Below are 18541 nucleotides of genomic sequence, written 5' to 3'. Positions count from 1 at the left end.
ATTACGTCGCATTAGCCGGGCACCCAACTTCTGGATCAAGGATTTTTCATGCGAATCGTGCGCTTCTCGCTGCTCTGCGCCACTGCTCTGGCGTCCACTCCCGCTCTCGCCGAAACCGCGGAAGATACCGCGTTCGATGCCGCCGAACCGCGGCAGATCGTCGTCACCGGCGCGCGCGAGGAAAGCAGCACCGCGACCAAGACCGACACCCCGATCATCGAGACGCCGCAGCCGATCACGGTGATCGACGACGAGCTTTACCTTGCGCAGGGCGCCGTCTCGGTCAGCGACACGCTGAATTACGTCTCGGGCGTGACGGCCAACCCCTACGGCCCCGACAGCCGCGTCGACAGCACCTTCGTGCGCGGGATCAACGCGCTGCAGTTCCGCGACGGGATGCGCGACATCTTCAGCTACTACGCCAGCATCCGGTCCGACCCCTACAATTTCGACCAGGTGGAGCTGGTGCGCGGCCCCGCCTCGGTCCTGTTCGGCCAGGGCTCGCTCGGCGGGATCATCAATCTGGTTTCGAAACGGCCGGAGTTCGAGACCTCGGGCGAAATCGCGGTCCGCTACGGCTCGCACGATCGCAAGGAAGTTCTTGCCGACCTCACCGGCGGGCTGACCGACACCGTCGCCGGCCGGGTCGTGGCGCGGGTCCGCGATTCGGACACCCAGACCGATTTCGTTGCCGACGACCGGGTGATGATCTCCCCCTCGGTCACGTTCGCGCCTTCGCCCGATACCGAGCTGACGCTGATCGGCCTCTATCAGGAGGACGATAGCGGTTCGACTTCGCAGTTCCTCCCGCTCGTCGGGACGATCCTGCCGAATCCCAACGGGCGGCTGCCCAACGACCTGTTCGTCGGCAAGCCGGGCTGGGACCGCTACGACGGCCGCCTCCTGCAAGGCACCGCCCTGTTCGAGCAACGCTTCGGCAACGCGGCGAAGCTCAACCTCAAGGCGCGCTACATCGACAGCGACGTGACCTATCTCACGCATTACGCCAACAGCTATTCCAATCCCGCCAATCCCTATCTCGACCCGGACCAGCGCCTCATCGGCCTCTATTCCGACGGCAGCATCGCGCGGATGGAGATATTCTCGTCCGACAACAACCTGCAGTTCGATTTCGACACCGGCGCCAATGTCGAGCACGTCCTGCTCGCCGGGGTCGACTACAGCTGGAACCGCGTGCGCAAGACCGGCGGCATGGGCTTCGAGATAATCGACATCTACGATATCGATTACGATGCCCTGTCGGACTACGGCGGCGGCTTGCCGCAGCCGTCCGGCCCGTCGGAGGACGTGAAGCAGGACCAGATCGGCCTCTACCTGCAGGACCAGATCCGCTTCTTCGACCGTGTTTCCCTGGTGCTCGGCGCGCGGCGCGACTGGACCAGTTCGCGCAGCTTCAACGACCCGCGCCAGGAAGACGCCGCGACGACCTTCCGCGCCGGTGTGATCGCCGAAGTCCTGAACGGTGTCTCGCCTTTTTTCAGCTACACGGAGAGTTTCGAACCAATCACCGGCACCGATGTCTACGGCGAGCTGTTCGTTCCCAAATCGGGTCGCCAGTTCGAGGCCGGGCTGAAGTTCCACCCGACCGACGCCATCCTGGTCACCGTCACCGGCTATCACATCGAAGAGAGCAATCGTCCGGTTTCGGTAGTCGTGCCCGACCCGACCGACCCCGACAATCTGCTCAGGGGCGAATTGCAGGTCGGCAGCATGACGTCCAAGGGCGCTGAGTTCGAAGCCAACGCCACCTTGCCCGGCGATCTGAACCTGATCGCCAACTTGAGCTACAACGAAGCCGAGATCGACGGGACAAACCAGCAGCTCGACAACGTGCCCAAGTTCAACGCCTCGCTATGGAGCACCAAGCGCTTCGCCCTGTCCGAAGACGCCTCGCTTCTGCTCGGTGGCGGGGTCCGGCACGTGGGCAAGAACCGATCCTACGGCCGGGCCTTCCCCGACGGCATCGTGACGCCCGCCTTCACCCTGGTCGATGCCTTCGCCGAAGTGACCTTCGACCGGTGGAGCTTCGCGCTCAACGCGACCAACCTGTTCGACAAGCGGTACTATTCCGCCTGCCTCGCGCGCGGCGACTGCTTCATGGGCAGCGAGCGCAACGTGTTCGGCACTGTGAGCTATCGGTTCTGATGGCAAGCGGGGGGCTTCTTGCGGCGGGGTCGGCGCTCGCGGTCGTCGCGGTGATCGTGCTGCGATATTCGTGGGGCCGGCCCGGCCGCTCGCGCGTGCTCAACGGCGCCGGCTGGGCCCTGGCCGCCGCGGCGCTGGCGCTCGGCTGCACGATCGCGGGCGCCTGGGGGATCGCGGTCGTCGCGCTGTGGGCAATGGGCGCGGCCTGCGCGATCCTTGCGCGGGAGGCATGGCGTTCGACGCCGGGGCGCGAGCGCGCGTCCAATCGCCGCGCCCACGTCATGCCCGACGGCAAGGCCCCGCTCAACCTCGGCCGCCGCCTGGTGACGTTCGCACTCGTGGCTCTGGCCGGGTTCGCCGCATCGGTCTGCTTCGCCATCGGCACCCGCTGGGCTGCCGCTGCGCTCGGCGCGGCGGAAGCCGACGCCAACGTCCTCGCGCTGCTCGCCTCGCCGGTTGCCTGGACCGTCGTCGCCTTCCTGCTGTTGATGTCGGCCAGCAGGGGGCGACAGATCGCCATTCTGGCAGTGGCCGCCGCGCCGGCGCTGACGACATTTCTATAGGGAGCGGCAGGATGAGCGCCAGCATCGAACCGGGCACGGTAAAACGCGCATTGTCGGCCCATGCGGCCATCGGCCTGCTGGCCGGCGCGGTCCTCTATATTCTGTGCCTGACGGGCACTATCGCGGTCTTCTACGTCGAGATGCAGCGCCTCGAACAGCCGAACGCGCCGGAAATGGCCGAGATCGCGCCCGAGGCCGTGCAACGCGGGGTGGAGAACGTGCTCGCCCGCGAGGCGCAGGAAGGGCTGCCGGCGACGACCCACCTCTATGTCCATATCCCGGTGGAGGAACTGCCGCGCGCGACGATCACGACCGACAGCAACGCGTTCCATCTCGACCCCGAGGGCAATCTTGCAATGCCCGAGATGATCGAATGGAACGACTTCCTCGTCCATCTGCACTACACGCTCAACCTCCCCTCGCTGGTCGGGATCACGATCGTCGGGATATTCGGCGTGATGATGCTGGCGCTCTCGCTCTCGGGCGTGATCGCGCATCCCCGGATCTTCCGCGACGCCTTCCGTCTGCGCGCGCGCAACAACGCGGGCGTGGGCCTGACCGACTGGCACAACCGGCTCAGCGTCTGGACCCTGCCGTTCGGCATCGCGATCGCGCTGACCGGCGCGCTGATCGGGCTTGCCACCGTCACTGCCTACGGCCTTGCCGAAAGCGCCTACGACGGCGATGTCGAGGCGGTCTTTGGTCCCGTGTTCGGGGCGGAAAGCGCGCCCGACCCGGCGCCCGCACCCGTTCCCGACGTCGCCGCCGCGCTGCGCCACATGGCGAGCGAATATCCCGAGGTGCGCCTCACGTATGCCATCGTCCACGACCCGCTGACCGCCGGGCAGCACGTGCAGATGGTGGGCGAGCACGAACGGCGGCTGATCTTCGGCGAATACTACGCATTCGACAGCGACGGCGCATTCCTGGGAACCACCGGCATGGCCGACGGAGCATTGGGCCAGCAGGCCGCCGCCTCGACCTACAAGCTGCACTTCGGCAATTTCGGCGGGGTCTGGGTCAAGATCGCCTATGTCGTGCTGGGCGCGGCGCTGACCGCGATCTGCGCCACCGGCACCTATATCTGGCTGGGCAAGCGCCGCCGCCGCGGGATCGACGAACCGCGCCTGCGCGCCACATGGACCGGCGTGATCGTCGGTACGCCGGTGGCCCTGGCCGCAACCGCGCTCGCCCGCATCGTTATCGGCAACGAGGCCCCGTTCGCCGCGATCTTCTGGATCGGCCTGGCCCTCTGGATCGCCGGTTCGATCGCGCTCGCAGGCAGGCGCCGGCCCCTGGCAGAGGCACCCGCCGCCTGACGCCTATCGCCGGCCGCGTCGCGCGCTATTCGCGCTCCTGCGCGAGAGTATAGGCCACCACTGCGTTTGCGTGGCCATGCCCCATGCCGTGCTGTTCCTTCAGCAGCGCGACCGGTTCCATGGGCCGGGCGGGAGGCGGTTTCGCCCGCCGCCCGGGCTTCCCCGACCAAAGCCCGCGCCAGATCGGGACGCCGGGATAGACGCCGAAGCGCGTATGGCTGAACGGCGAACTGTCGACGCGCATTTCCGCGAAAGACAGCGAGGACCGACCCCCGGCAGCAGCGCAGACGCGCGCCTCGGCTGGTTTGCCATTTGGCCCGGGTAAGGAGAAAAACTGGATGCCCCGTGAGGATTCGAACCTCAATTGACGGAGTCAGAGTCCGTAGTCTTACCATTAGACGACGGGGCATTGCGCGAGTGCGGTCGCGAGGGGGCGCATCTAGTTTTCCCCGCTGCGCAGGTCAAGCCCGTGCGTGCCGCCATGCGGGCATGATTTCGTGCCGCGCTTGCCCCCACCCCGCGCGCGCGCTAGCATCGGGTCAGGTCCCCGCGCGATCTTGCGCGGGAGGATAAAGAAAGCATTGGGACAATGGCGGATCTTTCTCCGCCGGACAAAGACAGGAGATCAGGCGCGCACAAGGGCAAGACGTCCGGCAAAGTAGCTGATTTCCGCTACAAGCGCCCCGCGCCAACCGATAGGAAGTCTTCCGGCAAGCGCCCGGCCCCGCGTGGCGATTCCCGCCAGGGCCCGCCGTCGCGCCGGCAGGCTTACGCGGCGCTCGATCTCGGCACCAACAATTGCCGCTTGCTGATCGCGCGCCCCTCGGGCGAGAATTTCACCGTGATCGACGCTTTCAGCCGCGTCGTCCGGCTGGGCGAAGGCCTCGCCATGTCCGGGCGGCTCAGCGACGAGGCGATGGACCGGGCGCTCGGCGCGCTTCACATCTGCGCCGACAAGCTGCGCCGGCGCAACGTCCATCTCGCCCGCTCGGTCGCGACCGAAGCATGCCGGCGCGCAGCCAATGGCGAACACTTCATCGAGCGCGTGCGGCGCGAAACGGGGATCGTGCTCGATATCATCTCCGCCCAGGAAGAGGCGCGCCTGGCGGTCCTGGGCTGCCATGTCCTGCTGGAAAACGGGGCCGGCCCCGCGGTGATCTTCGATATCGGCGGCGGCTCGACCGAGCTTGTGCTGATCGAGCCGGGCGGGCGCGTGCCCCGCATCCTCGACTGGCAGAGCGTGCCCTGGGGCGTGGTGTCGCTGACCGACACGGTCGGCCGCGTCGAAGGCGAACCGGCGGTGCGCAGCGCCCGCTATGCCGAAATGCGCCGCGTGGTGGCGGACAGCTTCGCCGCCTTTGCCGAGCGGATCGCGCCCGTTGCCGCGACCGGCACCGACATCCGCCTGCTGGGCACCAGCGGCACCGTGACCACGCTCGCCAGCGTGCATCTGGAACTCCCGCAATACGACCGGCGGGCCGTCGACGGGCTTATCGTGCCCTCCACCGCGATGCGCGCGGTCAGCACGCGGCTGGCCGCGATGTCGCCGGAGGAGCGCGGCGGGCTGCCGTGCATCGGCAGCGACCGCGCCGAACTGGTCGTCGCGGGTTGCGCGATCCTGGAGGCGATCCTCGACATCTGGCCGGCCGAGCGGCTGGGCATTGCCGACCGGGGCATTCGGGAAGGGATCCTGCGCAGCCTGATGGCTTCCGAAACGGCAGCCGCCGACGCCTCCGCCGCGGCAGACCGGCGGGCACGCGGCTGATGGCGCGTTCCGGCCGCAACCCGGACAAACGGGTCAGGAGCGCGCGCGGGCGCACCGCCTCGTCCACCCGCTGGCTCGAACGCCAGCTCAACGATCCCTACGTCCGCCAGGCGAAGGCCGACGGGTACCGCAGCCGGGCGGCTTACAAGCTGATCGAGCTGGACGAGAAATTCGGGCTGCTGCGCGGCGTTCGCCGCGTCGTCGATCTCGGCATCGCGCCGGGCGGCTGGAGCCAGACGGTGCGCCGGCGCGCGCCCAGGGCGGCGATCGTGGGAATCGACCTGCTCGAAGTCGAACCGATCGAGGGGGTCGCGATCCTGCAGATGGATTTCATGGCCGACGAGGCGCCCGGCGCGCTGGCCGCGGCGCTGGACGGCGAACCCGATCTCGTGCTGTCGGACATGGCCGCGAACACCGTCGGCCACAAGCAGACCGACCACTTGCGCACGATGGGCCTGGTCGAGGCGGCGGCCTGGTTCGCGGTCGAGAACCTTGCCGAAGGCGGCGCGTTCGTGGCCAAAGTGCTGGCCGGTGGCACCGATAGCGCGCTGCTGTCGCTGCTCAAGAAGCATTTCCGCACGGTCAAACATGCGAAGCCGCCGGCGAGCCGCAAGGGTTCGTCCGAGTGGTACGTCGTGGCGCAGGGGTTCAAGGGGCGCGCATAGCCGCGCGCTTGCCCCGTGCGAAATGTCGCGCGCCTTTATTCGCCGACCGGGTTGGTCTGATCGGCGCCCGGCACGACCATGCCCGCTTCGGGCGTGTCGGCATCGCCGACGGCGTTCACGGCCGCGGCTTCGGCTGATTCGGCGGCGGTCTCGCCTTCGGCGGCCTCTTCTTCCGGCAACGGTTCGGGCAGCGCGGGGCCGCCGCCGTTTTCGTACATGAAGCGGATGATATTGGCGCGGTCTTCGGGGCTGGACAGCCCGGCGAAGCTCATCTTCGTGCCCGGCGCGAAAGAGCGCGGGCTTTCGAGCCAGGCGAACATGTTGTCGTACGTCCACGAACCGCCATGGCCGGCCAGCGCCTCGCTATAGGCGAAGCCCGGCGCATGCTGGCCGATCGGCGTTCCCATGATGCCAAACAGGTTGGGCCCCTGCCCGTCCGCTCCGCCGGAATTGAAAGTGTGGCAGGTGCCGCAGCGCGAGGTCGCGGCCGCTTCGCCCATCGTCACATCGGCGTTGGCCAGCAGCGCGCCGATATCCAGCACCTCTTCCGCGCCTTCGCCGTCCTCGGCCACGCCTTCGATCGGATACCCCCCCTCTTCCGGGGCATGGACCGCGAAGTAGCGCGAGCTTACGCTCGACAGGCCGAGGCCCACGATCCCGGCGAAGAGCACCCATCCGGCAGCGGTGTTGAAACGGTCGTTCATGCGTCAAAAATCCGAGGAATACGGTTGTGGCGGTTTTCGCGCGCCGCTCTAGTCGGCACCCCCGGCGAGCGCAAGCCATATGTCTTGCCGCGCCCCGGGCGGCGGTCTACGCGCTGGCCGCTATGCACAGCTTTCCCACTCCCGCGCTCGCAATGGTCGAGCGGATGCGCGCCGCCGCGGCCGAGGACCCGGACCGCGCAATCGCGTTTCAGGGCGCCCCGGGCGCCAATTCCCACCGCGCGGCGTGCGAGGCGGCGCCCGATCACCTGCCGCTGCCCTGTTTCGGGTTCGAAGACGCGCTGGAGGCGGTGAAGGACGGCCGCGCGGGCTGTGCGATCATCCCGATCGAAAACAGCCAGCACGGCCGCGTGGCGGACATTCACTTCCTGCTGCCGCGCAGCGGGCTTTCGATCGTGGGCGAGCATTTCATGCGCATCACCCATGCCCTGATGGCCGTGCCCAACGAAGACGGCGGCTTCGGCCCGTTCGAGGCCGCTTACAGCCACCCCCAGGCCCTGGGCCAGTCGCGCCTGTTCCTGCGCGAGCGGGGGATCGTGCCGCTGAGCCATGCCGACACCGCCGGCGCGGCGGCTTTCGTGGCGGAGAAGGCCAACCCGCGCCTCGCCGCGATCGCGCCGCGCCTGGCGGGGGAGCTATACGGGCTGCAAGTGGTGGAGGACCGGGTGGAGGACGCCCCCGACAACACCACGCGTTTCGTCGTCCTGTCGCGCGAACCGCTCGACCCCGCGGCGCTCGACGGCAATACCGCGATGACCACTTTCGTGTTCGAGGTGAAGAACGTGCCCGCCGCGCTCTACAAGGCGCTGGGATGTTTCGCCACCAACGGGGTGAACATGACCAAGCTGGAAAGCTATCAGCAGGGCACCAGTTTCGCCGCCTCGATGTTCTATGCCGATATCGAGGGCGCCCCCGGCGATCCGCGGGTCGATCGCGCGCTGGAAGAGCTTGCCTTCCACTGCAAGGCATTGCGCCTGCTCGGCAGCTATCGCCAGGCCCGCGCGCGCGGCTGATCCGGCGGTGCGGTTGCGGGCTTGCGCCCCCCGGCGCGACCTGCCACCACCTGCCGTGTGACCACGGCGGCAGGGGATATCGCGAACGCCAGCGAACAGCCGGCGCCGGACGTTTGGGGAAGCGTGCGCGCGGACGAGACGATCCAGTTCGCCCCGGTCGACATCCCCGAACGCGCCCCGCCCCCCGGATGGCTGCAGGCGATTTTCGAGTTCCTGGCCAACCTGTTCGCGCCCGTCGGCCGTGCGCTCGGCATGTCGTGGCCGGTGTTCAAATGGGTCTTGCTGGCGCTGGCGATCGCGCTGCTCGGATATCTCCTCTGGCGTCTCCTCGCCCCTGCGCTTGCTGGTCGTTCGCAGGCGGAGAAGGATCGTTCCGATCCCGCATGGGCGCCCGAGCGGGCCGAGGCTCTGGCGCTGCTGGAAGACGCCGACCGGCTCGCGGCCGAAGGGCGTTACGACGAGGCGACGCATCTCCTGCTCCAGCGCAGCGTGGGCCAGATCGCCGCGGCCCGCCCCGGCTGGGTCGAACCGTCGAGCACCGCGCGCGAGCTGGCCGCGCTGGCCGCGCTGCCCGACGCGGCGCGCCAGGCCTTCGCGACGATCGCCGAGCGGGTCGAGCGCAGCCTGTTCGCGCTGCGCAGCCTGGGCGAGGACGACTGGCAGGCCGCGCGCGAGGCCTATGCCCGTTTCGCGCTCGAACCGCTTGCGGGGAAGGCATGATGGCGGCTGCCCCGCCCGCGCCCCTCCCCGCATCGGCCCCGGCGGCGTTCAACCCGCGGGTCGTTCTGGGCATGTTGCTGTTCGGCGCGATCGCATTCGTCGCGACTCTCTATTTGATCGGCGCGGGCGAAACCTCGCGCGGCGAGAACGACGGCGGCGGACATGCCGCCTCGCGCGGGCTGACCGGATATGCCGCGCTGGCCGACCTGCTCGAGGGCGAGGGGCACGACGTCGCGCTTTCGCGCAGCCAGGGGGCGCACGACGACGAGAGCCTGCTGATCCTGACCCCGCCGCACGGCGCCGATGGGGAGGAGATCGCGGCGCTGATCGAGAAGCGGCGCTATATCGGCCCGACGCTGCTGGTCCTGCCCAAGTGGTACGCCATCGAAGTGCCCGACTGGGCGCCGGTCGACACCGGCGAGGGGTGGGTCGTGCTCGCGGGAACCGGCAAGCCGGCGTGGATCGCGCAGTTCGAAGGGCGGTATGTCACCGAAGTCCAAACCGGCGCGCTGGATGGCGGGCACGGGTTCGACTGGGAATGGGGGGCACGGCGCGGCGCGATGCCCGATCGCGAAAACGTCCAGACGATCACCAATGCGACGATGATCCCGCTGGTCACGGCCAGCAACGGCCATATCCTGGCCGGATACTACGACGACGGGGGCTATTATCCCGTGCTCGACGAGGCGGCGGGGCTGGCGCCGGCCGACGCGGAGGATCTCGACGCGGACCGCTGGAACCTCATGGTCGTCGCCGATCCCGACCTGCTCGACAACTACGCCATGGCCGATCGCGAACGCGCGCAGCTGGCGCACGAACTGGTCGATGTCGCGATGGAAGGGCAGGATCTGCCGATCGTCTTCGATCTCACGCTCAACGGCCTGGGCCGCAGCAGGAACCTCCTGACCCTCGCCTTCGCGCCGCCTTTCGTCGCGGCAACGCTGTGCCTGCTGATCGCGATGGCGGTGGTCGCCTGGCGCGCCTTCCGCCGGTTCGGCCCGCCGCATGCCGAAGCGCGCGCGATCGCCTTCGGCAAGGGGCGGCTGGTCGCCAACAGCGCCGCCTTCACGCTGCGCACGCGGCGACTGCACCTGCTGACCGGCCCCTATGCCGAGGCGGCGCGCCACCGGATTGCCGCGGCCCTGCACTTGCGCCGATCCGACGACGAAACGCTCGACCGCGCGATCGCCCGGCGCGTGCCCGGCGCCCCGCCCTTTGCCACACTCGCCGCGGCCCTGCGCGAGGCGGAAAAACCCCACGAAATCCTGCGCGCGGCGCGCGCGCTGAAGTCTCTCGAAAGGAAGCTGGTCCGATGACGATGACGCTCGACGATGTCCGCGCAATGGCGCAGGCGATCCGCGCAGAGGTGGGCAAGGCGATTGTCGGCCAGGAGGAAACGGTCGACCATCTGCTCGTCGCTCTCGTCAGCGAAGGGCACGTCCTGCTGGAAGGGCCGCCGGGGACGGCCAAGACCTTCCTGGCGCAGTGCTTCGCCTGCGCGCTCGGGCTCGACTACGGGCGGATCCAGTTCACGCCCGACCTCCTGCCGGGCGACATCCTCGGTTCCAACCTGTTCAACTTCCAGACCAGCCAGTTCACGCTGACGCGCGGCCCGATCTTCTGCGATCTCCTGCTGGCGGACGAGATCAACCGCACCCCGCCCAAGACCCAGGCCGCGCTGCTGGAGGCGATGCAGGAACGGCGCGTGACGCTGGACGGCGAAACCCATGCCCTGCCCGACCGGTTCATGGTGGTGGCCACGCAGAACCCGATCGAGAACCAGGGCGTCTATCCTCTGCCCGAGGCTCAGCTCGACCGGTTCATGTTCAAGCTGCTGGTGCCCTACCCCAGCGCGGAGGAAGAGGCCGCGATCGTGACTCGCTTCGGCGAGCGTCAGGGCCCCCCGCGCCCGGCCGAATTCGGCGTTTCCGCCGCCACCGACGCGGCGAAGCTGGCGGCGGCGAGCGCTGCGCTGAACGGGGTGACGGTGGCGAAGGAGATCGTCGATTACGTCGTGCGGCTGGTGCGGGCCACGCGCGATAGCGGCGACTTGTCGAGCGGCGCATCGCCGCGCGCCGCCGTTGTCCTTGCCAATGCGGCGCGCGCGCGGGCGGCGCTCGACGGACGCGACTATGTCCTGCCCGACGACGTGAAGGCGCTCGCGGTCGCCGCCCTGCGCCATCGCCTCGTGCTCAGCCCCGCGGCGGAGATCGAGGGGCGCGAGATGGAAACGCTGGTTACGGAACTGGTCGAAAGCACCGAGGCGCCCCGGTGACGCGGCCCCGCCCCACGGGCCGGGCAAGGCCGTGACGTTTCCGATCGTCCCCACCGCGCGCGCCGCCTGGCTGGCGGCCCTGGCCGCGCCGCTGGCGATCGTGATCGCGGCCGCTGCGCCCCAGGCGTGGGTCGTGGCGCCCGCGGCCGGGGCGGCGCTGCTGGCGATCGTGCTGCTCGACGGCATTCTGGCCGGCCGCATGGCCGACTGGCGCGTCCACGTTCCGGCCGATGCCGAAGTGGGCGAGCCGCTGACCGTACTGGCCATGGCGGAGATTTCCGGGCGGGCGTCGCGCGCGCCGGTCGACATCGCGCTGGCGGTCGATCCGCGGCTCGATCCGGCCGGTAGCGTGCGGTTCGCCGCCCCCTTCGCGCCCGGGGCCGGGGTCTGGCAGGGAACGGTGCGCGTCGCGCCCTCCCGGCGGGGAACGGCCGCGGTGGAGCGGGTCTGGCTGCGCTGGACCGGCCCGCTCGGGCTGGGGGCGCGACAGGCGAGCCATGCGCTGGAGAGCGAGGTACGCATCTGGCCCGATCTGGCACCGGTGCGCAGCCCGGCGCTGCAGGCATTCCTGCGCGATGCCCAGTTCGGCCTGATCGCCCGGCGCATCCGCGGCGAAGGCACGCAGTTCGAGGCGCTGAGCGAATACGAACCGGGCATGGACCGCCGCCGGATCGACTGGAAGGCAAGCGCCCGGCACACGCGCCTCTACGCGCGCGAGAACGAGAGCGAGCGCAACAACCAGATCGTTTTCGCCTTCGACTGCGGACAGGCCATGTGCGAGCCGGTCGGCGGCCTGCCGCGCATCGACCGGGCGGTGACGGCCGCGCTGACCGCCAGCTACGTCGCGCTCAAGGGCGGCGACCGCGTGGCCCTGTTCGGATTCGCCCAGCGGCCGGAGCTGTCGACGCCTTTCGTCGGCGATTCGCGCAATTTCCACCGGCTCCAGCGCGCTGCCGCCGGGCTGGACTATCACGCGCAGGAACCCAATTTCACTCTCGCGCTGGCGACGCTCGCCGCGCGCCTCCAGCGCCGCTCTCTGGTGGTGCTGTTCTCGGACTTCACCGACCCGACCGGGGCGGAGCTGATGATCGAAAGCGTCGGGCGGCTGGTCGACCGGCATCTGGTCTTGTTCGTGACGATCGAGGACGAGGATCTGGCCAGCCTTTCGGATACCGAGCCCGATACGCTCGACGCGCTTGCAACCGCCGTCGCGGCCGACACCCTGCTGCGCCAGCGGGCGCTGGTGCTGGAGCGGCTGCGGCAGATGGGCGTCGATATCATCGAGGCGCCGTGGGACCGGATCGGCTACCGGCTGATCGACCGCTATCTCGAGATCAAGCGGGCGGAGGCCATCGGATGAAGCCTCCGATCCTCAAAACGCTTTTCTCCCGCGCCGAAGTGGCGCCGCCCGCCGATGTCGAGGCCGCGGCCCTGCGCTCCGACCGCTTCCGGCTGGAGCGGGAGGGCGACTGGCGCCGGCTCGACGCGATCGTCACGCGGATGGAACAGGGGCGGTTGCGCGGGCTGTCGGACGACGATGTGCTCGCCCTGCCCGCGCTTTACCGCACGGCCGCCTCCAGCCTGGCGGTCGCACGCGAGACGTCGCTCGACACGGCAACGCTCGACTATCTCGACGCGCTGGTCCAGCGCGCCTGGTTCCAGGTCTATGGCCCGCGCCAGGGCTTCGTCGCCTGGCTGCGCCAGTTCCTGGGCGGCGGCCTGAGCCGCGCGATCCGGGCGATCTGGCTGGACATCTGCGTCGCGCTGGCGGTGATGGTCGCCGGCACGATCGTCGGCTGGCTGCTGGTGATGCGCGAGCGCGAGTGGTTCTACGCCCTCGTCCCCACCGGCCTGGCCGACACCCGCGTTCCCGGCGCCAGCCGCGAGGTCTTGCTGGAAAGCCTGCAGGTGGAAAAGGATGCGCAGGGGCTGTCGGCCTTCGCCGCCTACCTGTTCAGCAACAACGCCGGGGTAGCGATCCTCGCGTTTGCGCTCGGCTTTGCCTTCGGGATCCCCTCGCTGATGCTGCTGATGCACAACATGGCGCTGCTCGGCGCGATGCTGTGGCTCTATCACGACGCGGGGCTGACGCTGGAATTCGTCGCCTGGCTGAGCGTTCACGGAACGAGCGAGCTGTTCGCGATCCTGCTGGCGGGCGCGGCGGGCGTTCATATCGGGCGGTCGATGGCCTTTCCCGGCAACCGCCCGATCCTGGCCGCGGCGGCCGAGAGCGGGCAGCGCGCGGCGCAGGTCATGGTCGGGGTGGTCTTCATGCTGATCGCGGCGGCCGTGCTGGAGGCTTTCCCGCGCCAGTTGCTCGGCACCGAGGGCCGGCTGCTGATCGGGGTGACGATGCTTCTGGCGTGGCTCGCCTATTTCTTCGCCTATGGCCGCAACCGCCCCGACAGCGGGCCGCACGCCGCCGGCCATGCCGCGGCAGGTGCATCGTGAGCGCCGAGCGGACCGCCCCCCACCTGGCCCACCGGGCAAAGCGCCGGCGCGACGTCGTGACGCCGGAGGGAATCGCCCTGCCTTTCACCGTCGCCAGCCGCAGCGCGCGCGCCGGCGCCCTGATCCTCGACCTCACGATCATGCTGGTGGCCGCGATCGGCGTCACGCTGACGGTCATCTGGGTCGCGGGCGGGCTGTTCGAAGGCGACTTTGCCGAACAGAGCGGGGCGGGCGAATTCGTCGCGGTGTTCTGGATCCTGTTCTGGTTCCTGCTGTGGAACGGTTATTTCATGGTCCTGGAGATGGGGCCGCGCGGGGCGACGTTCGGCAAGCGCGCAGCCGGGATCCGGGTCGCGGCACGCAATGGCGGGCGCCTGACGCCCGAAGCCGTGGTCGCGCGCAACCTGCTGCGCGATATCGAGCTGTTCCTGCCGCTCGTGTTGCTGATCAATGCGTCCAGCGGGGCGATGGGCCTGGCGGGGATCGCGGCGGCGACCTGGTTCCTCGTCTTCGTGCTGTTCCCGTTCTTCAACCGCGACGCGCTGCGCGCGGGCGACCTGATCGCCGGCACCTGGGTGGTCGAGGCGCCGCGCGCCGCGCTGGCTGGCGCGCTGTCGGCCGAGGGGGCGGCGCGCGAAGGGGCGAGCGCGCTGACCGGCGCGGAGTACCGCTTCGGCGATGCGGAACTGTCGATATACGGCGAATACGAGCTTCAGACGCTCGAGCGCGTCCTGCGCGACAACAAGGCCGAAACGCTGGAATCGGTGCACGAGGCGATTTGCCGCAAGATCGGCTGGAACCCGGGGCGCGGCGACGAGCGGGCGTTTCTGGAAGCGTTCTACGCCCAGTTGCGCGCCCGGCTGGAGGGGGACATGCGCTTCGGCAAGCGCAAGGCGGACAAGTTCAGCTAGAGTCGTTTGCGCAAGGCTGAAGCTCGATGAAATCGACTCTGGACGCAGCGGCACCGCGGCTTCGCCCTCGACTTGCCGACGCCAAGCCCCTAGTTCCCCGGCAACCAAGGTGGGCCTGCAATGAAGCTGATTATCGGCAACAAGAACTATTCGAGCTGGAGCCTCAGGGCCTGGCTCGCGCTCAAGCAGTCGGGCCTCGCGTTCGAAGAGCTGACGGTCAATATCGGCGGCGACGACTGGGCCGCGCTGAAGCGCGAATCGGGCGAGATCATGCCCTCGGGCAAAGTCCCCGTGCTGTGGGACGGCGAGACCGTGATCTGGGACAGTCTCGCGATCATGGACTACCTCGCCGACAAAGTCGGCCGCGAACGCTATTGGCCGAAGGACGACACCGCGCGCGGCATGGCGCTGTCGATGGTCGCCGAAATGCACAGTTCGTACATGGCGATGCGCAGCGAGTGCCCGATGAACGTGCGCAAGCGGTTCGACGGCGTGCAGCTGACCGACGCCGCGCGCGACGACATCGTCCGCGTGCTCCAGCTCTGGGCCGAAGCGCGCGCCCGGTTCGGCAAGGGCGGCCCGTTCCTGTTCGGTACGTTCGGCGCGGCCGACATATTCTATGCCCCGGTCGTCTCGCGTTTCGTCACCTATGGCATCGCGGTGCCCGGCTTCGCCCGCGCCTATATGGAGGCGGTGTGGGAACACGAATGGATGCAGGCATGGATCGCGGGGGCGGAAGACGAGCGATGGATCATCGAGCAATACGAAACCGCGCCGCGCGTCTGACCGCCGCGCTCGCGCTGCTGCTGGGCCTGCTGATCCCGCAGGGGGCGGGGGCATGGGGCTATTTCGGCCATCGGACCACGGCGCAGATCGCGCTGGCCAATGTCGCGCCCGAAACGCGTGCCGCGATCGCGCGGCTGGTCGCGCACGATCGCGCGCTGGGCACGCCCGAATGCCGCATCCGCGACCTGGCCGACGCTGCGACCTGGCCCGATTGCGTGCGGCGCGATTACTGGCGCTGGGGCTATACGGCCGCCTGGCACTATCGCACGGCGCCGGTGTGCGAGCCCTATGACGCCAAGGCCAACTGCGCCGGCGGCAACTGCGTGACCGCGCAGATCGAACGCAATTTCCGCATTCTTTCGGACGAGAGCCTGCCGGCGAACGTGCGGCTGGAGGCGCTGGCCTTCATGGTCCATTTCGCGGGCGACGTGCACATGCCGCTCCACTCGGGCGACAAGGACGACCGCGGCGGCAACGATCGCGAAACCGCCTATGGCATCGTGCCGGGGCTCAATCTCCATTCGATATGGGACACGGCGCTGGCCGAACGGGCGATCACCGCCGCCGATCCGCCGCTCGTCCGGCGCTATAGCGCGACGGAGAAGCAGGCCCTCGCCGGCGGGCACCCGGCCGACTGGGGGCGCGAATCGTGGCAGCTCGCGCGCGATTTCGTCTATCCCAACGCCTTCGACCGCCCGGCCTGCGACGGCGATCTGCCCCGCGAAACCGCGCTGACGCAGGAGGATATCGTCGCCGCGCTTCCCGTGGCCGAGCGGCGCGTGACCCAGGCCGGCCTGCGGATCGCCGACCTGCTCGACGCCGCCTTCGCGCCCGGCAGGATGGACCGCCTGCCCTAGGGCGCGCGCTTCGCGGCGTAAGGCGTGCCGTCCTTGTGCGCATAGCCATCGGGGCCGAAGACCATGTCGATATCGGGATATTCCCCGTGATCGGCAGCGCTGTCGCCCGCGCTCACCACCACGAACACGCAATCCTGCGTTCCCCGGTTCTGAAGGTGGTGGCCGTCGCGCACGCCCATCGGCCAGGCCGCGACATCGCCTGCGCGCAGGACGGTTTCGCCGCCGTCTTCCACCAGCACCGCCTCTCCCGCCAGCATGATGAGCAACTCGTCTTCCGCGGCGTGCCAGTGGCGCTGCGACGACCATGCCCCGGGTTTCAGCACGACGTGGCTCGCGCCGATCGCGGTCAGGCCGCAGGCCGGGGCGAGCCGGCGGTACCAGCGCCCCTCCACCGCCGCATCGTAAGGCGCGGGATAGCCGGTCGCGTTGGTCTGGGCGATGGCATCGAGATCGATTCGGGGCATGGCGGCTCTCCACTGGCTGGTCAGTCAACGCGCCGTGGTTTACGTCGCCTGCCATGACAGACGCCAGCCTTCTTGCCGAGCACCTGATCGCCGCCCCCAGCGTCACCCCCGCCACCGGGCCGGTGTTCGACGTGCTGGAAAACATGCTCGCCCCGCTCGGCTTTGCGGTTCACCGCTTTCTGGAAGGCGAAGCGCCCGATGGCCCGGTGGAGAACCTCTTCGCGATCCGGCAGGGGCCGCCCGGCTCGCGCCACTTCGCCTTCGCCGGCCATCTCGACGTCGTGCCGCCGGGCGAAGGCTGGACCAGCGGCCCGTTCGCGCCCGAGCGGCGGCCGGCGCCGGGGGGCGAGCTGCTCTACGGGCGCGGCGCGGTCGACATGAAGGGGGCGATCGCGGCCATGGTCGCCGCCGTCGCCGCCGTGCCGCCCGAAACGGGAACGATCAGCTTCATCGTTACCGGCGACGAGGAAGGGCCCGCAATCCACGGCACGCGCGCGCTGATCGCCTTCATGCGCGACCAGGCGATCCGGCCGGATCTGTGCCTTGTCGGCGAACCGACCAGCGTGAACCGCCTGGGCGACACGATGAAGATCGGCCGCCGCGGCTCGGTCAATATCTGGCTGGCGGTCGAGGGGACGCAGGGCCACGTCGCCTATCCGCAGAACGCCGACAATCCGATCCCGCGCCTGGTCGCCATGCTGGCCGAGATCGACGCCCTGACGCTCGACGAAGGGACCGACTGGTTCCAGCCGTCCAATATCGAGATCACCGATCTCGAAGTCGGCAACCCGGCGCACAACGTCATTCCGGCAAAGGCCACGGCGCGCATCTCGATCCGTTTCAACGACCTGCACAGCGGCGCCTCGCTGTCCGACAGGATCGCAGCGATCGCGCAACGGCACGGCGGAACGGCGCGGCCGGTCGTCTCCGGCGAACCCTTCCTGACCCCGCCGGGCGCATTCTCGCGGCTGATTTCGGACGCGGTGGAGGCCGAAACGGGCATCGTGCCCGAAGCTTCGACCGGCGGAGGCACGTCCGACGCGCGGTTCCTGAAGGACCTGTGCCCGGTGATCGAGTTCGGCCTGTGCAACGCCACGATGCACAAGCGCGACGAAGCGGTGGCGGTCGACGACCTCGCCACGCTCTCGCGCATCTACGCCCGCATCGCGCTGGCCGCGCTCCACCCGCAAGCGGCAGGCTAACCCTCCCGAGCCCCAGCGCAGGCTGGGGCCTCGGGCCGTTGGCGCTATGTCCGATACCTTCCCGAGCCCCAGCGTAGGCTGGGGCCTCAGGCCGCTGGCGTGTCGCCCGATAGCACGAGGTCCCAGCCTGCGCTGGGACTCGGGAAGGGGGTCGGGTTATGGCAAAAATAGCTTGACAATTATAACCCATTGGGTTATAGGAGCCCAGCCAGTCCACTCTGGCAAAAGCGACGGGGGCGGAGCGTGTACGCGTCACGCAGGCCGCTTCGTCCAGACGGCCGGTGCCTCGGGGGGCTAGTGACCTTCAGAGAAAGCCCCCTTTGCCGGTATGCGAGGAGTTTTCGGGGGACCTGTCCCTTTCCGCCCTGCGGTGGGCCTCAACGCCGCAGAGCCAGGGGATACCCCCCGACGGATACGGTGCCGGCGAGCCCTGGCCGTATCTCGCCTCGCAGCCCTTAAGGGCCGAGCGGAAGGTTGCCGTAACCCCTTTCGCCGTTCGCAACGATGTTACCAAGGCAACCCTGTGACGCCCAGGTGGCAATCCTGTGATGCCCAGGCGGCACCGGCCGATTCCGTCCGCTTGCCTTCATGCCCGGCGTAAGGTCCGCACTCGCCAGCGGATGATGGGGTGTGGGTGATCGCCTTCTCCCCCTTCCTCTCCC

18 protein-coding genes and 1 tRNA gene are annotated in these 18541 nt (G+C 69.1%); 15 read left to right on the top strand and 4 right to left on the bottom strand.

The features are described 5' to 3' along the window. Positions 1 to 48: 48 nt before the first annotated feature. From V5F89_RS05685 to V5F89_RS05675, 3 genes are read left to right on the top strand one after another with little or no spacing between them, the layout of a single operon-like run. On the top strand, positions 49 to 2166 hold the full coding sequence (locus tag V5F89_RS05685) for a TonB-dependent siderophore receptor (RefSeq protein ID WP_338447272.1): 2118 nt from the start codon (positions 49 to 51) through the stop codon (positions 2164 to 2166). After that, a complete protein-coding gene (locus V5F89_RS05680) occupies positions 2166 to 2729 on the top strand; it encodes a hypothetical protein (RefSeq protein ID WP_338447271.1) in 564 nt (187 codons plus the stop codon). Before V5F89_RS05685 ends, V5F89_RS05680 begins: the two co-directional genes overlap by 1 nt. Positions 2730 to 2740: 11 nt before the next feature. Further along, positions 2741 to 4048, top strand: coding sequence for a PepSY-associated TM helix domain-containing protein (locus V5F89_RS05675; protein ID WP_338447270.1), 1308 nt, complete (start codon positions 2741 to 2743; stop codon positions 4046 to 4048). Positions 4049 to 4073: 25 nt separating this feature from the next. Here the strand turns inward: V5F89_RS05675 and V5F89_RS05670 are convergent, their stop codons facing one another. After that, complete coding sequence (locus V5F89_RS05670; RefSeq protein WP_338447269.1) at positions 4074 to 4292, bottom strand: DUF4287 domain-containing protein; 219 nt, start codon at positions 4290 to 4292, stop codon at positions 4074 to 4076. A 91-nt stretch (positions 4293 to 4383) separates the two neighbouring features. Beyond that, positions 4384 to 4457 (bottom strand) — tRNA-Gln (locus tag V5F89_RS05665). Between the two features lie 180 nt (positions 4458 to 4637). On the opposite strand from V5F89_RS05665, the gene V5F89_RS05660 reads away from it, so the two are divergent. Then, a complete protein-coding gene (locus tag V5F89_RS05660; protein ID WP_338447268.1) occupies positions 4638 to 5813 on the top strand; it encodes a Ppx/GppA phosphatase family protein in 1176 nt (391 codons plus the stop codon). Then, positions 5813 to 6478, top strand: a complete 666-nt coding sequence (locus V5F89_RS05655; protein WP_338447267.1) for an RlmE family RNA methyltransferase — start codon at positions 5813 to 5815, stop codon at positions 6476 to 6478. Before V5F89_RS05660 ends, V5F89_RS05655 begins: the two co-directional genes overlap by 1 nt. 35 nt (positions 6479 to 6513) lie before the next feature. Here V5F89_RS05655 and V5F89_RS05650 read toward each other — a convergent pair whose 3' ends face one another. Further along, a complete protein-coding gene (locus V5F89_RS05650; protein WP_338447266.1) occupies positions 6514 to 7182 on the bottom strand; it encodes a c-type cytochrome in 669 nt (222 codons plus the stop codon). Positions 7183 to 7304: 122 nt separating this feature from the next. Between V5F89_RS05650 and V5F89_RS05645 the strand changes: the two genes are divergently transcribed. The 9 genes from V5F89_RS05645 (at position 7305) to V5F89_RS05605 (ending at position 16213) form a co-directional block, all read left to right on the top strand. After that, complete coding sequence (locus V5F89_RS05645) at positions 7305 to 8213, top strand: prephenate dehydratase (RefSeq protein ID WP_338447265.1); 909 nt, start codon at positions 7305 to 7307, stop codon at positions 8211 to 8213. A gap of 57 nt (positions 8214 to 8270) precedes the next feature. Beyond that, complete coding sequence (locus V5F89_RS05640; protein ID WP_338447264.1) at positions 8271 to 8933, top strand: DUF4129 domain-containing protein; 663 nt, start codon at positions 8271 to 8273, stop codon at positions 8931 to 8933. Continuing rightward, positions 8930 to 10249 (top strand): DUF4350 domain-containing protein, encoded by a 1320-nt coding sequence (locus tag V5F89_RS05635; protein ID WP_338447263.1) that lies wholly within the window; start codon positions 8930 to 8932, stop codon positions 10247 to 10249. The genes V5F89_RS05640 and V5F89_RS05635 overlap by 4 nt, the downstream gene beginning before the upstream one ends. Before the next feature lie 2 nt (positions 10250 to 10251). Then, positions 10252 to 11208: a MoxR family ATPase gene (locus V5F89_RS05630; RefSeq protein ID WP_338447527.1), complete on the top strand. Its 957-nt coding sequence runs from the start codon at positions 10252 to 10254 to the stop codon at positions 11206 to 11208. Positions 11209 to 11239: 31 nt separating this feature from the next. Next, positions 11240 to 12568, top strand: coding sequence for a DUF58 domain-containing protein (locus V5F89_RS05625; RefSeq protein WP_338447262.1), 1329 nt, complete (start codon positions 11240 to 11242; stop codon positions 12566 to 12568). Beyond that, the gene (locus V5F89_RS05620) at positions 12565 to 13659 is read left to right on the top strand and encodes a stage II sporulation protein M (protein WP_338447261.1); all 1095 of its coding nucleotides are present in this window, start codon (positions 12565 to 12567) and stop codon (positions 13657 to 13659) included. Before V5F89_RS05625 ends, V5F89_RS05620 begins: the two co-directional genes overlap by 4 nt. After that, positions 13656 to 14570, top strand: a complete 915-nt coding sequence (locus V5F89_RS05615) for an RDD family protein (protein WP_338447260.1) — start codon at positions 13656 to 13658, stop codon at positions 14568 to 14570. The genes V5F89_RS05620 and V5F89_RS05615 overlap by 4 nt, the downstream gene beginning before the upstream one ends. A 120-nt stretch (positions 14571 to 14690) precedes the next feature. After that, complete coding sequence (locus V5F89_RS05610; RefSeq protein ID WP_338447259.1) at positions 14691 to 15356, top strand: glutathione S-transferase family protein; 666 nt, start codon at positions 14691 to 14693, stop codon at positions 15354 to 15356. After that, positions 15317 to 16213 (top strand): S1/P1 nuclease, encoded by an 897-nt coding sequence (locus V5F89_RS05605; RefSeq protein WP_338447258.1) that lies wholly within the window; start codon positions 15317 to 15319, stop codon positions 16211 to 16213. Before V5F89_RS05610 ends, V5F89_RS05605 begins: the two co-directional genes overlap by 40 nt. Here V5F89_RS05605 and V5F89_RS05600 read toward each other — a convergent pair. Continuing rightward, a complete protein-coding gene (locus V5F89_RS05600; RefSeq protein WP_338447257.1) occupies positions 16210 to 16677 on the bottom strand; it encodes a cupin domain-containing protein in 468 nt (155 codons plus the stop codon). The genes V5F89_RS05605 and V5F89_RS05600 overlap by 4 nt on opposite strands. Positions 16678 to 16730: 53 nt before the next feature. Between V5F89_RS05600 and dapE the strand changes: the two genes are divergently transcribed. Then, complete coding sequence (gene dapE, locus V5F89_RS05595) at positions 16731 to 17879, top strand: succinyl-diaminopimelate desuccinylase (RefSeq protein WP_338447256.1); 1149 nt, start codon at positions 16731 to 16733, stop codon at positions 17877 to 17879. Positions 17880 to 18541 lie beyond the last annotated feature (662 nt).

It is taken from the genome of Pelagerythrobacter marensis (genome assembly GCF_036700095.1).
Lineage (GTDB): Bacteria > Pseudomonadota > Alphaproteobacteria > Sphingomonadales > Sphingomonadaceae > Pelagerythrobacter > Pelagerythrobacter marensis_A.
The sequence above is the reverse complement of the archived record's forward strand: the minus strand, read 5'-3'. Positions and strand labels throughout refer to the sequence as shown.